6 protein-coding genes and 3 pseudogenes are annotated in these 13,762 nt (G+C 62.4%); 2 read left to right on the top strand and 7 right to left on the bottom strand.

The genetic code is table 11. The features are described from left to right. Positions 1–523 precede the first annotated feature (523 nt). Positions 524–742: a hypothetical protein gene (locus tag ACZ6CZ_RS36710; protein WP_469030227.1), complete on the top strand. Its 219-nt coding sequence runs from the start codon at positions 524–526 to the stop codon at positions 740–742. 21 nt (positions 743–763) lie between these two features. Here ACZ6CZ_RS36710 and ACZ6CZ_RS36705 read toward each other — a convergent pair whose 3' ends face one another. The 7 genes and pseudogenes from ACZ6CZ_RS36705 to ACZ6CZ_RS36675 all read right to left on the bottom strand — a co-directional run. Beyond that, positions 764–1,951, bottom strand: a complete 1,188-nt coding sequence (locus ACZ6CZ_RS36705) for a cytochrome P450 (RefSeq protein ID WP_469030224.1) — start codon at positions 1,949–1,951, stop codon at positions 764–766. A gap of 340 nt (positions 1,952–2,291) precedes the next feature. After that, positions 2,292–3,149: an alpha/beta fold hydrolase gene (locus ACZ6CZ_RS36700; protein ID WP_469030221.1), complete on the bottom strand. Its 858-nt coding sequence runs from the start codon at positions 3,147–3,149 to the stop codon at positions 2,292–2,294. After that, positions 3,149–10,666 carry an SDR family NAD(P)-dependent oxidoreductase gene (locus tag ACZ6CZ_RS36695; RefSeq protein ID WP_469030230.1) on the bottom strand — a complete coding sequence of 2,506 codons (7,518 nt, stop codon included), beginning with the start codon at positions 10,664–10,666 and terminating at the stop codon, positions 3,149–3,151. The genes ACZ6CZ_RS36700 and ACZ6CZ_RS36695 overlap by 1 nt, the downstream gene beginning before the upstream one ends. A gap of 338 nt (positions 10,667–11,004) precedes the next feature. Further along, positions 11,005–11,955: a prenyltransferase/squalene oxidase repeat-containing protein gene (locus ACZ6CZ_RS36690; RefSeq protein ID WP_469030218.1), complete on the bottom strand. Its 951-nt coding sequence runs from the start codon at positions 11,953–11,955 to the stop codon at positions 11,005–11,007. A 165-nt stretch (positions 11,956–12,120) separates the two neighbouring features. Next, positions 12,121–12,232 (bottom strand): annotated as a pseudogene (locus tag ACZ6CZ_RS36685) (transposase); the annotation flags it as partial. 349 nt (positions 12,233–12,581) lie between these two features. Continuing rightward, positions 12,582–12,977 (bottom strand): annotated as a pseudogene (locus ACZ6CZ_RS36680) (hypothetical protein); the annotation flags it as partial. Continuing rightward, positions 12,874–13,271, bottom strand: a pseudogene (locus ACZ6CZ_RS36675) (transposase); the annotation flags it as partial. The pseudogenes ACZ6CZ_RS36680 and ACZ6CZ_RS36675, both read right to left, overlap by 104 nt. A gap of 187 nt (positions 13,272–13,458) precedes the next feature. Between ACZ6CZ_RS36675 and ACZ6CZ_RS36670 the strand changes: the two are divergent. Then, entirely contained in the window at positions 13,459–13,587 is a 129-nt protein-coding gene (locus ACZ6CZ_RS36670) for a hypothetical protein (RefSeq protein ID WP_469030215.1), read from the top strand. Positions 13,588–13,762 lie beyond the last annotated feature (175 nt).

Raw genomic sequence — 13,762 nt, 5'->3', positions numbered from 1 at the left:
ACCGTCGCCACCGGCACCTCGAACAACCGTGCCGCCAGCGCCGCGACTCTGTCGTAGGCGCCATCCGGCGGAGTGTCGAGAATGTCGTAACGGCGCACCGCCGCCATCCGCGCAGCCTCGACCGGCGCGGCCACAGGCCCGCTCGGTGCTATCACAGGCGGGCTCGCTTGCTCCGGCATGTTCCTCGTCTCGTCATCCCCCCCAGGAGGGCACCGACCAGACAGCCAGCACCTCGCAACCCTACCGAACGCCCCAGCGTCACCGCTCAGGAGGCGCCGCCAAGCGGCCCGCAACACCTAGCCCACCCCTACGGCCGCTCTCGGTCAGATGGCTGGCGGTGTTCTCGATCCACAGCAGCATCCACTCGACGTTGGCCCGCTACCCCGGCTCCGTACTGTCCTACCGGTCTCAAGCGCTATGGCGAGCACACCCGCTCGGATGAAAACCAACCGATCCTCCCGCACTGAGAGCCTCACTGCTCCTTACTGCCAGCGGGGCCTGGACTCCGTGGAGTGTCGCGCTGATGGAGGAGACAGTGAAGTACTCGCTGAACGACAAGCAGCTGGAGCTGCTGAAGCAGGTGGCGGCAGCGCCGAAGGGTTCGAAGCCCAAGGCGTACACAGCGGCGTTCTGTGGGCCCTTCATAAACGAAGGGGCCCCCTCCATCGGAAAGTTCAAGCACCATCCGGGCACTCACCTTGATGATCAGGCCTGTCATCTGACCGCACCCGCGGACTTTTGAATGATCTTGCGGCCTGTCAGATCATGAAATTAGGCTGGACTTTTTACCCCATAGCGGTAGAGAATTTATCGATCTGAGTATGGAACCGGTTTTGAGTTCGATGGCGCTGGTGTCCGCAGCTAGCCCAATTATGTCGAACCGTTCAATAATGCCACTCAATGCCTCCTCGATCTCCATTTGAGCAAGCCATGATCCCAGGCAGCGGTGCGGGCCAGCACCGAACGCTAGATGGGAGGGTTTTGGCGTCATGCCGCCTGAATGAATATTTGCTGCATCGGTTGACGGAATTACGGTATCACCTTCAGCAATTAAGATAGATCCGATGCGAACAGGGCAGCGAGCAACTCGAGCCAAGGTGCCCCCTATGATGTTAAAAGGAGTTTTGCGAAGATATTCGGAGACGGTTTCAGGAATCATGCTCGTATTTTCGCGCAAATCGCGGAAACTCTCTGGGTGCGTCGCCAGGTGCAACAAACAGAAACCCAATTGAGTGGCTGTCGTCTCATATCCGGCAACTAGTATGAGTGCCAGCAGTGACACTGCATCTTCATGGCTCAATTCGCCGCGCTGAATAGCCTCCGTCAGAGTTGCACATACTCGTCCCGGTTGCCCAGGATGAGATTTCAGCATATCGGAGAAATATCTAATAAGATGATCATGTGCGGCAAATATTGACTCCTTGTCTATATTTTGACTAATGGCAAGAGAGGCCCAATGTTGAAAACTCGGTCGATCAGCACATGGAATCCCAAGTGCTTCGCAAATTGTATCTATAGGGAGGGGAAGGCAGAAAGACGAAATGGCATCAAATGTGAAGGGCGCGTCGGGGAGTGCCGCCATTCGGGCCTGAACTATTCCTTTGATGTGTGGACGCAAACATTCTGCAGCGCGGCTTGTAAAAAGAGTCGAAATGGTTCGTCTGATGCGTCCATGTTCCGGCGCGTCGAGAGATAGTAGTGAAGTTCTAACGAGCAAGCTGGGGTGTATCTCTGATACCGCTTCTACGGCTAAAGCGCGACTGAAGCGCGGATCCCGGAGAACTGATTTGACATCCTCATAGCGACAGACCAGCCATGCTCTGCGCCCACTGGGCAAGGTCACCAGCATCGGGTCATATGCTCTTTCAATCAACCGTTGAAATCTATCGCCGGGCCCTTCGATAGTGCGGCTTTCGGTGAACGGAAACTGGATACTTTCGCTTTTGCTCATGACTGCCCTCATGTGGATGCTGCCTATAAGTTTCGGGACGCTTATCCACTCCCAAGACGCTGACCCTCCCCAATGAATCCATGAGAATCTGGTACTTGCTCTTCAGGCCGGTCGCTACGCAGTCTGTGGATCTATTTATTTCGTTTTGCGCGCCCTGCTTGCGAGTGGAAGTGTCGAGGGCGGCCGGCGCGCGGCGGTTAGGACGCTTTAGGTAGGCTGGTTTTGGAGTTCAGGGCTGGGAAGACCGCGGTGAGGACGGCGACTTCTATGTCGGTGAGTTTGCCGCGGGTGATGTTCAGGAGTGCTGGCGAAGGTCGCCGGGATAGGGGGAGGGGCGGCATCACGCGGGCCTGATGGGTGGAGAGACCAGGAATGTCCTGAGTTCGGTGGCGGTCGGGGCAGGGTTTTCCATGTGGAGGTGGTGCCCTCCCTCGATGCTGATCTGAGTGGTGTGGGGGAGTTTTCCGATGAGGGAGCGTTGCAGGCCTTGGTGGGAGACCGGGTGTAGGGGTGAGATGACGAGGGTTCGCGCGGTGATGTGGCCGAAGAAGTCGATGGCCTGTTCTTCTGCCAGGTTAGGGACAAAGGGGTAGCCCAGTCTGGTGTCGGTGCGCAGGGTGGCATAGTCGGGCGTTTCGATCAGGTCGCGATCGGTGAGTTGTTCCGCTGAGTCGGCCAGGAGTTTTTCCAGTGCGATTCTGGCTCTGACGGCTTCGCGTCGGTTCCGGTAGCGGGTGGGGCGGGTTTCGGGGTCGAGGTAGGCCTTGAGGTAGCGGACCAGTGTGTCGTGGGTGGTGCCTGGTTCGGCGGCGAACGGGAAGACGGGGTCGAGCAGGGCAAGGGCGGTGACGGTGTTGGGGACGGTTCCGGCCACGAGTGTGGCGAGTGCGCCGCCCATGGAATGGCCGACTAGTTGGACTGCTTTCCATTCCTGGCTGTCGGCCAGTTCGACCAGGCAGGCGACGTAGTCGAGGAAGTTGCAGGTGAGGGAGGGGATGGGGGCCGAGTGCCCGTGTCCCGGGAGGTCGATGGCGATCAGGTTCAGGTCGTGCAAGTGGTTCATGACCGGTTCGAAGCTGGTGCAGTTGTCGAGCCAGCCGTGGAGGCACAGCGTGGGCGTCGCGGTGGATGCCGGATTGGTGCGGATGCCGTGGAGGGTGAGTTCGCTGCGCGGAAGCTTGAAGATGACTTTTTCCATTAGGCGCGCTGTCCTTCAGCGTCGGTGGTGTCTGTCTTGGTGAATTGGCTGAGGAGTTCTTGCGCGAGTTCGGCGGTGCTGCGGCCGCGCATGAGTTCCATGAGCGTGAGCTTGACACCGACCTCGCGTTCGATCCATACGTTGATCTCGACGGCCAGGAGGGAGTCGAGGTAGTCGATCAGGGGCGTCGTCGTGTCGAGGTCGTCGGCGGGGATGCCGAGAACGGTGGCGACCCGTGCCCGGAGATGAGTGGTGAGCAGGTCGGCGCGCTGATCGGCGGGACAGGTTTCCAGCTGCTGCAGCAGGCCGCCTTCGCGGCGGGCTGTGCCGGCTTCCGTCTCGGCGGTGCCGGGCAGGGCGGAGAGCTGGCTGTAGCGAGCAGGGACGGTGTCGCCACTGTTGCGGGACTGGAAGAACAGCGGCCAGTCCATCGGCAGGACGGCCACCTGGGGATGTGAGCCTCGGCGCAGGGCGTCCAGGGCTTGGAACATCTGCCGGGAGGTGAAACTGCGCAGGCCGGAGGAGGTGACCTGTCGTTCGATGTCGGCGTGGCGGGCCACATAGCCGACGTCGGACACTGCACCCCAGTTGACTGCCAGGGCTGGACGGCCCTGCCGGTGCAGCGCTTGGGCGAAGTGGTCAAGGAAGGCGTTGGCTGCCGCGTAGTTGGCCTGCCCGACTCCGCCCAAGACGGAGGTGGCGGAGGAGAAGAGCACGAACGCATCCAGTGGGAGGGAGGCGGTCAGTTCGTGCAGGTTGAGCGCGCCTTCGATCTTGGGCGCGAGTACGTTCGCGAGCCGCTTGTCGTCCAGCCCAGTGAGCAGGACGTCGTCCAGGACCATGGCGCAGTGCAGTACCCCGCGCAGTGGCGGCAGATCGCGTTTGATTTTGGCCATCAAGTGGGACAGTTCGGTTCGGGAGGTGACGTCGACGGCCTCGGTGAGTACCTCGACGCCCTGTCCTCGCAGGCGGTCGACGACTTCCTGCGCCTGCTCGTCCCTTACCCCGGACCGTCCGATCAGGACAAGGTGTTTCACGCCGTGATCGGCGAGGGCGGTGGCCATGGCCAGGCCGGCGCCGCGGAGTCCGCCCGTGATCAGCCAGGTACCTCGTATCTGGGCCTGGCCGCCGACGGACGACTGGAGCTGTAGCTTTGGCTCGTCCATGGCGAGCACGATCTTGCCGATGTGCTGGGCGTTGGCGAGCTGCCGGAACGCGGCGACGGTCTGGTCCGGGTGGTAGACCCGGTAGGGCAGGGGGCGCAGCTGTTCTTCGGTGAACATATCGGTCAGGGCGCTGAGTTCCTCCTGAACTTCCCGTGGGCGGTCGATCGTCAACTGGCGTAGGTCGAAGCCGAAGTAGGCGAGGTTGTTGAGGAAGGGGCGCAGGCCCATCCTGCGGTCGCTCAAAAGGTCGCGTTTGCCGAGGTCGATGAAGCGTCCGTAGGGGGCGAGGCACGCGATGCTGCGGGTGGCCGTCTCACCGGTCGCCGCGCTGAGGACCACGTCGACGCCGTGGCCCTCGGTGGCGGTGCGGATCTCGTCGGCGAAGGTGAGTGAGCGGGAGTCCATCACGTGTTCGGCGCCCATAGCTTGCAGCAGGGCGCGTTTGGCGGGGGTGCCGGCGGTGGCGAAGACTTCGGCTCCGGCCAGTTGGGCGATCTGTATGGCGGCCAGGCCTGTGCCGCCGGCGGCGGAGTGGATGAGTATGCGCTCACCCGGGCGCAGCCGGGCGAGTTTGGTGAGGGTGTAGGACGCGGTGAGGAAGGCGATGGGAATGGTGGCAGCCGCGTCGAAGTCCAGGTTGGCGGGTTTCGCGACGACGGTGGTGGCATCGAGGGTGAGGTGCGAGGTTGCGGCCCGTTGGGTGGCGCTGACGGCCAGTACGGCGTCCCCCGGGGCGATGTGTGTGACGCCGGGACCGACCCGGGTTACCCGGCCGGCGCACTCGGCGCCGAAGCTCAGGCCGTGAGTGGAGTCCGCTCGGGGGACTTGGCCGAGTGCGGTCATGATGTCGAGGAAGTTCAGTCCTGTGGAGGCCACTTCGATCTCCACCTGGCCTGCGGCTGGTGCGGTGCGGAATTGGGCGCGGTAGTGCAGCTGGTCCATGGCGCCCGGAGTCTGCTGGGTGAGGGCGAAGGCTTGCTGTTCCGAGAGGTCGCGAGTGTGGACTGGGCCTTGGACGTCCTGAGGCGGAAGCGGCAGCAGGCGGCGGGTGAGCCGCTCCCCTCCGCGCAGGGCCACCTCGCGCTCGCCGTCGTCGCGTCGCCGCAGTTCCGCCCAGAGGGCGTCGGCCTCGTCGTCGGAGCGGACGGTTTCCAAGTCGATCAGTGTGCACCGGATCTCCGGGTATTCCAGGCCGACGGTGAGTCCCAGTCCCCAGGCGGGGGCGCCGGCGAGGCGGAGTGCGTCGTTGCGAACCGGGTGCACACCGCGGGTCACCAGGTACAGCCTCGGCCAGCGCTGCGGGTTGTGGCGGTGCAGGGCCTGCACGATGTTGGCAGTGCGGGCGCACATGTGCTGGATCAGGTTGTCGAGTGGCATCGGCCCGGTGTTGTCACGGTTCTCGGCGTCCCACAGGTGGACAACGCCTCGCAGAGCTGGAGATGCCAGGAGGTGGTCGTAGTCGGCTTGTTCCTGAGAGGGGACTAGCAGGGCTCGGCCGCTGTGTTCTTCGATCCGATGCACCAGGTCGGTGCCGAGACCGGACCGGTCCTCAAAAATCACCCAGTGGCCGGCTTCTTCCGCCTCGCCTGCGTCCTCCCGCATGGGCGGGGCGTCCGTGTGCCGAGCCGGGGAGGTGGCGAGCAGGAGTGTCTGCGCGCCCGGACCGTCGTGGTGCGGGTCGGTCACCGTGATGGCGTCCTCATAACCGGCGGAGAGGAGGACTTCCTTCCACTGCGCGGGGGTCAGGAGCGGGCCCGCGCTGCGGAGTTTCAGGTCGCGGAAGTGCCACCAGCCTTCGGTGAGGCCGAAGGTCAGGTCAAGCCATCGGCTGCCCGGGGTTGCCTCGATCATGGCAAGGACGCCGCCGGGCGCGAGGAGGTCCTGGAGATTGAGCAGGGTGTTCTTCAAGTCGGTCGTGGCGTGTACGACGTCCGAGGCGAGAATGAGGTCAAAGGAGTCGTCAGCGAGTCCCTGGGTGTGAGGGTCCGTCTCCAGGTCGAAGGTCTGGTATTCGACGAAGGGGTAGTCCTTGAACCGGTCGCGGGCCTGCTGAAAGAACGCGGGGGAGATGTCGGTGAACAGGTACCGGCATCGATCAGCGGGCAGGACCGGCAGGACGTTCGCGGTGAGTCCGCCGCTGCCGGCGCCTATCTCGAGCACGCGTATGGTGCGGCGTGGATCGGCGAAGCGGGCCATGTGCTCCACCGCGTGCCGGGCAAGCATGTTGTACAGCCGGCAGGCGGGTGAACTCTGGTAGATAGGTTCGACGTCGTCCATGCTTCCACCGGGGAACAGGAGCTCGAGCGGGTCGATTTCACCGGTCAGGACAGCGGCCAGGTGCTCGGCGGTACGGCGCAGGAGCTGCAGTTCCCATATGCAGGACGGATGGCGTTCCAACAGGTCCCGCCACATCTGCCGGCTGTCGCAGTCATCAATGGGAATGTCAGCGACCTGGAAGCGGCCGTTGTCGTTCAGCAGGACGCGGTCCTCGGCCAGGAAGCCGAGGTAGGTGGCGAAGGCCTTACGGTGGCGAGGCTGCAGCATGGGGAAGTCGTCGACACCGAACACTTCGCCAGCCTCCAGACTGCCTTTGAGGGTGCGCAGGCAGTCGACCAGGTAGACCATAGTGAGCCTGCGCAGCCCTGCCTGGTAGTCATCGGCGTAGGCGCTCCGGCCGAACCGCACGGACAGGCGTTCGCTCTCCTGTTCCAGGCCATCCTCAAGCTCGTTGGGGCGAGTACGCAGGGCGGAGTACGGGACGCCATGCGCGGCAGCAGGGTCCGGCTGCCACTGAAAGCGATAGAGGGCTTGCTCGATATCGTCCTGGCCGTCATCGGTGACGTGGTGCACGGCCTTGGCCCGAAGACCGGTGAACTCGGCGATCAGTCGGCCTTCTTCGTTGTATACGTTGGCGTCGGCCAGCAGGCCGGTGGCGTCCAGGGCACGAAGCCGGGTGTGGCACCAAAGAACGCGCCCTGCCGTGTCGTTCAGGCGCGCGGTGTCGACCCCTATCGGCAGGCACGTGAACGGCATAACGGGAGATGCCGAGAACTGATCGGACGGTTGCAAGAGAGCTGTTTGGAAGCAGGCGTCCAGCATCGCCGGGTGAATGGCGTACCCGTCCAGTCCGGCCGCTAGCAGGCGGGGCGTGTCGATCCGGGACAGTGATTCCCCCTCGCCCAGGTAGAGCCGGCCGATACCGCTGAACGCGGGGCCGTAGGCATAGCCCTTCTGCTTCATCGGTCCGTAGACATCGGCAGGGCCGTAAGCCCGCGGGCACCGGGCCTGGATCGCTCCCAGGTCCACCGCATCGGGCCTGGGCTGCGCGCGGTGGAACCGTCCCCGGGCGTTGCGTACCCACGCGGCGTCCTTGACAGCCCGGGAGTGGACCTCGAAGCTTCCCTGCTCCGCGTCGAGTTCGATACGGCTCACCATCGGCTCGTCCGCGGGTATCACGCAGGCCCGTTCGAACTCGACGAACTCCAATGCGCACACCGCGTCGGTGACCTCGGTGGCCGCGGCAAGGGTCGCCTCCACATAGGCGGCTCCGGGTATGATCACCGAGCCGAAGACATCGTGCTGCTGCACCCAGGCCAGCCGGTGGTCATCCCACTTGATTTCCCAGGTCGGCCGCGCTGCGTCGATTCGCTTGAGCATGGGATGGTCCTGCCCACCGGCCCGGTATCGCAACGAGGTTTCGCTCTCGCTCCAGTACCGCTCATGGACCCACGGATTCGTCGGAAGATCGAGAGCCGCAACCGGTTCAGGATGACGCAGCGCCCATCGAGGATCACGACCGGCCGTGTAGAGCTGTGCGAAGGAACCCAGGAACGATTCCCAGTCGTCCTTGGTCCGCGTCAAGGTCGGGACGACCAGCACAGGAGCGGCGCACTTGTCCGCCGTCTCCTGCAGGGCGCCGGCCAGCACCGGATGTGGGCCGATCTCAACGAAGGCGTCGAACCCGTCATGGACCATTGCCGTGACAGCCGCCTCGAAGCGCACCGGCTGACGGAAATTGCTCCACCAGTATTCCGTGCCCAGCCCGTCGCCGCTCACCCGCTCCCCCGACACGGTCGAGTACATCGCCACGGCTGGCTCCCGGCCGTGCAGACCGCCGAGCGCGGCAATCAGCTCCTCACGCAACGGGTCCATGTCCGGACTGTGACACGCGCAATTGACTTTGAGGATGCGCGCGAACACACCTGCTTCGGCCAGTTCCTTCTCCAGCGCTTCCAGAACGGGCCTGCGCCCAGACAATGTGGACGCCTTCGGGCTGTTCTCCGCAGAAAGCCAAACCTGTCCGGGATGGCGTGCGCACAACTTCCGGGCCTCTTCACTGCTCACCGCCACGAACATCATTGCGCCGCTGCCGTCAGCGTCCTCCTGGATCCGTGCCCGCAGCGAAATCACCTTCACTGCTGTCTCGAGATCGATGCCGCCGCAGACACAGGCAGCGGCAATTTCTCCCATGCTGTGCCCAACGACACCATCAGGCACTACACCCCAGGACTTCCACAGCTCAACCAATGCTACCTGCAGCGCAAACATCATCGGCTGCAGGTACTGCGTCCGGTGCACATCCGAAGAAGTTTCGTCCGAAGCCTCCAACGCCTCTAAGATCGACCAGCCAAGATGCGGCCGGGCAAGCGCATCGCACTCGGCCACCTTTGCCCGGAATAGTGGACTGGTCTCGAGGAGTTGGCGCCCCATCGCATACCACTGCGGGCCTTGTCCATTGAAGACGAACGCTAGCTTGCCAACGCTGTGATGCCCATTTTGTACATAGAGACCAGGTGTAGCATTGTCATCAGCATAGGCCCGCAGGCACTCGATAGCCTGCCCGTGATCCCGCGCCGCCACCGCAAGACGAACATCATGACGGCCTCTGCGCATAGCAAGATTGCCACTAACCTGGCGCAGATCAAAAGACCGCTCCTCCAAAACGTCGGCATACTTCTTGGCCAGCCGACGCAGTGCCTCCTCGCTGCGCGCACTGAGGGGAAGCACGGTTGGTGAATCCCCGATATCGGCGGCAACTGGACGAGCAGCGGGAGCCTCCGTCAGCACTACATTGGCGTTGGCGCCCCCGAAACCGAAGGAATTAACACTTGCCACGGCACGCGGGTACGCGGCAGGCCACTCGATAAGCTGCGTTGGGACACGCATCTGCCACCGCGCGAAGTCGATCTCTGGATTCGGATGTTGGAAGTGCAGGTTGGGCGGAATCCGGCGATGCCGAACGGCTAGCGCGGCCTTGATTAGGCCGGCCACACCCGCCGCCGCCTCCAAATGCCCGATATTCGTCTTGATTGACCCGATCAGCGCCGGTTTTCCGTCCGACCGGCCCGCAATGAGTACCTCGCCCAGTGCATTGGCCTCGATGGGATCGCCGATCGGCGTACCCGTGCCATGGGCCTCGACGTAGCCCACCTCGGTCGGCATAACGCCAGCCTCTGCTAGCGCCGCACGGAAATTCGCCATCTGGGCGACGCCATTGGGTACAGTGATGCCCTGCGTCCGGCCGTCCTGGTTGACCGCCGTGCCACGGATCACCGCATAGATCCTGTCATCGTCGGCAAGCGCATACTGAAGCGGCTTCAGCACCACGACCCCGGCGCCTTCTCCGCGGACGTAGCCATTGGCCGCTGCGTCGAAAGCACGTGACTGGCCGTCCGGAGATAGCATCGACGCTTGGCTGAGGGCCACCCCGCTCTGTGGAATCAGCATAAGATTGACACCCCCTACCAAGGCAAGGTCACTCTCGCCCTGTCTCAAACTCTGACAGGCCAAATGCGTAGCTACGAGAGAAGACGAGCAGGCGGTGTCCACCGTCATGCTCGGGCCGCGCAAGTCCAACACATGGGACAAGCGATTTGACAGGATACTCATGTACATCCCGGTTGCTGCATGCGCCCCCAGACTGTCTATTTCCCCCGGTGCGGTCTGCAACTCCGCGTAATCCACACTGCTTGCCCCTATGAAGACACCAGTGCGGCTACCAGCCAAGTTTCCAGCAGCAGCACCCGCGTCTTCCAAGGCCTCCCAGCACACCTCCAGCAGCAGTCGCTGCTGTGGATCCATCTGATCGGCCACTCGGCGCGGAATACCGAAGAATACGGCATCGAAGGCATCCACATCCTTGATGAAACCACCTCGACGTGCATTCATTCTCCCACGCTGAGGCGTCTTTGGCGAGTAATACCGATCCACATCCCACCGATTCGAAGGAGTCCCACTGACCCCGTCAAACCCAGACTCCAACAACTGCCATAGGGCCTGAGGCCCATTAGCATCACCAGGGAAACGGCAACCAATCCCTACGATAGCTATCTCCAGACCCTCCCCGCCCATTCGAGAGATTGCCATTTCCAGCCTCCAGACTGCTAGGTCAGTTTAAGTGCGATTCGCTGCGAAATCTGCGGTTTCGGACCAAAGGGCTTGATCGGCAATATGCGGCGCACGTTGCCAATTTGCGTCGCTACAAGTGCCACCTCTTCACCGGCCTGCTATGTTTGGCTTGTCACACCGTAATGCTCCTGTAACCGTTTAGCCAGGCGGAGCGAATCCGCCAAATACAGGTGGAACACCCTCGCTATGTACGCGCAGAGGACTGCTATGTCTGAAGTTACAATTGACGGTCGATTCAGTCGGCATCGTAGATGTGGTTCGAGCAATTACTCTTTGCGCCCTCATAAATCTGCAGCTCGGAAGGCGCAAAGTACCTGAGCAGTTGCATAAATATCTTGGGGAACCTGCATATCCGGAGCTTTACCTATGCTTGGGTATGGGTACTGGCCGCCAGCCCAGGAACCGTCTTTCCGTTGGCGCTCGGCAAGCCACCTAACGGCACGCCGGACAGGTTCCGCATCAATCCTAAACCCAGCATGCGCCAATATTTCTAGAGCATATCCAGTATGCAGTTCACGCGATGACGAATTCCATTCGCCACCCTCGCAGCTAGGCCAACCTCCATCATTTTGCTGATTTCTAAGCGTGAAACCTATGGCGGCGTGCACTGCGCTGTGATACCCATATATCGACAAAACTTTAACGACAGGTCGAATGAAGTAAAATGGTGTATTATAATAGTATCTATTCAGTCCAAAGTCGCCATTTTTGGTTTGCATCCGGACGAGTGCTTCCAGAGCTTCACCGACATGCATCGGTTCTACTTCTGCACTCATGAGCGCATCCAGAGCAAAGGCAGTAACGGAGGGCGTAATCCGAAAGGCCCTTGGGACCATCGAATGGACCAATTCCCATTCACCTGTCGGCAATTGCTGTCTGCGCAGGAAGAGAGCCTTTTTTTGGGCGTCAACAATATTGCCACCCGCGGCGAGAGCGTTTATATATTCGGCACTGGTCTCCGTACAGTATATACTTTCACTGCCGCTCGGCTGCCCTGGGCTGATCATTCCATTGAGATCTTCGCATCTTCTAAGAAATTTCAATAGCTGCTCGGTTAGTAGGCCTTCGAAGGATCCTGCTCTTTTTCTCCATAGGTGGATAGCCTTGAGAGCATTTACCATTTCCCACGTCCGAAACGGGGCAAGACTGGCACTTATCGACAGGGATCCATCCGAATTTTGGCACTGCCGAAAATATTGCATTGATTTTGCGATCAGTGCAAGAACTGACATGAAGCTGTGCCTCCGCACTCACTAGCCGTCTCACTCACTCGACTCCTGCAGCCGTCAGCAGGGATGAGTAACTGCTACTCATATGGGTGCAACTTCTCTGGAGAGATAGCGTGATCATGCGGTTACGGTTTATCTGAGGGGTGGCAAGCCCCTGCAACAGATCTTGCGAACGCATGCCTCCAGCCGGTCGAGGGCAACCGATGCGAGGTTGGCCAGGCCGCGCTTGACGTGGCTCCAGGGCCCAGAGCCCTCCGACGGGATTCAGGTCGGAGGCGTAGGAAGCCAGGATGCGTATTCCTTGTCGCTCGCCAATGGAGCGCCGCGCCCGCCCGCTGGGTTCGGCTCTGAGTACCTGACCGACGGCGCCCGTACAGTGCCTGCGGTTGGGTGCGTTCCCCACCGCTTTGCTGTGCTGGAGGGCTAACGGGTCAGGTGCTCTCGGCGTCCTGGTCGATGTCGGCGATCCGTACCCCGTAGCCGACGAAAGAGTCACCGGGGTGCGAGTACCGTTTCCCGACATATACGGCCACGCCGCTCCAGACGGAGTATCCCGGCCGACCGGGGGTGCGAGCGATGAGCGGAGCTCCGGAGCAGCCGGGTCCAATGGGTGTGCTCAGCTCGAAGATGCGGGATCCATAGATCTCAGATGCGGAGTCGCTGATGCGTCGGCGGACATGACTTTCCGAACAGATCAGGTGGGGACGCTGCAGAGCGATGCCATCGACCACGGTCTCGTACAGAACCGTTTTCGGGTGGCCCCAGAGCATGTACGAATGGGAACGTACTCCTGGCGGCGGCTCAGCACGCACGGAGAGACGTACGTACCCGGCTCCGAGGCGTAGCAGGACCACATCTTGGTTGGGGTGCGGCTCGATGCCCTGGACCGCGGCGGGCTGCCAGGCGCCCGTCCGTGCCACGGAGGAGAACCGCCGCCTCACCGTTGGTGACCTTGCCCGCGGTGCCGGTGTACTGCCGGGCCAGACACGCCGAGGCGTCCCCGTCCTTGAGGAAGCCTGTGTCATCCACGATCAGCGCGGTCGGTTTGATCACATGCTGCATCCGCCAGGCGAGGCGGGCGCGGACATGCGCCGCGTCCCACGGGCTGGTGTTGATGAAGTTCACCAGGGCCTGCCGGTTGCCGTCTTCGCCCAGGCGGGCGGCCATCGGTTCCACCGACTTGCGCCGCCCGTCCAGCAGCAGGCCCCCGCAGATAAACCGTTCCCCACCGGCGTTGATCACGCCCGCGCGAACGGCTCGAACACCTCCGCCGCGGAGTCCTCCAGATCGCACCGGCCCGCGGCCAGCTCCCCACCCATCACAACAGGTCAACGGAACAAGCGATCAAACGGACACGCCACCGGCGAGTGAACCTGACCAGGCCCTACTAGGCGGTGGTACTTGTCGTGGTCGTAGCCGCGGTTCGCGAGCAGGGGTGTCGGGCCGATGTCTGGGGTGGCCGACGACGCCGGCCACCGCCGGGGTCTTGTCGGGTAGGGGCAGCAGTTGAGTGACGTCGACACCGTCCGCGAGGTCCACGTCCCGCCCGCATGGACGGGCGCGGACGCGTTCGTAGCGGAGATGCCCAAATGGTTCCCCTGCCACTACGGCTTCGACCCCCGCCGCCCGGTGTAGTGGGAGGTGGAGGCGCTCGAGCCGGCCGAACTCCGGCGCAGGGTCCTCGCCCCCGCCGACCCGTACATCGACCGCGACGTCCTAGGCGCTGTTTCTCGGATCATGTGCGGAGCCAGATGATGAGTGCTGCGACGGTGACGGTGCCGAGGTAGGTGTAGGCCCGTTTCTCGTAGCG

It is taken from the genome of Streptomyces sp. NPDC041135 (genome assembly GCF_055592085.1).
The sequence above is the reverse complement of the archived record's forward strand: the minus strand, read 5'-3'. Positions and strand labels throughout refer to the sequence as shown.

Coding starts and splice junctions, on each gene's coding strand:
- ACZ6CZ_RS36695 (WP_469030230.1), bottom strand. CDS start 10,666: ATGGGCGGGGAGGGTCTGGAGATAGCTATCGTAGGGATTGGTTGCCGT.
- ACZ6CZ_RS36700 (WP_469030221.1), bottom strand. CDS start 3,149: ATGGAAAAAGTCATCTTCAAGCTTCCGCGCAGCGAACTCACCCTCCAC.
- ACZ6CZ_RS36690 (WP_469030218.1), bottom strand. CDS start 11,955: ATGTCAGTTCTTGCACTGATCGCAAAATCAATGCAATATTTTCGGCAG.
- ACZ6CZ_RS36710 (WP_469030227.1), top strand. CDS start 524: ATGGAGGAGACAGTGAAGTACTCGCTGAACGACAAGCAGCTGGAGCTG.
- ACZ6CZ_RS36705 (WP_469030224.1), bottom strand. CDS start 1,951: ATGAGCAAAAGCGAAAGTATCCAGTTTCCGTTCACCGAAAGCCGCACT.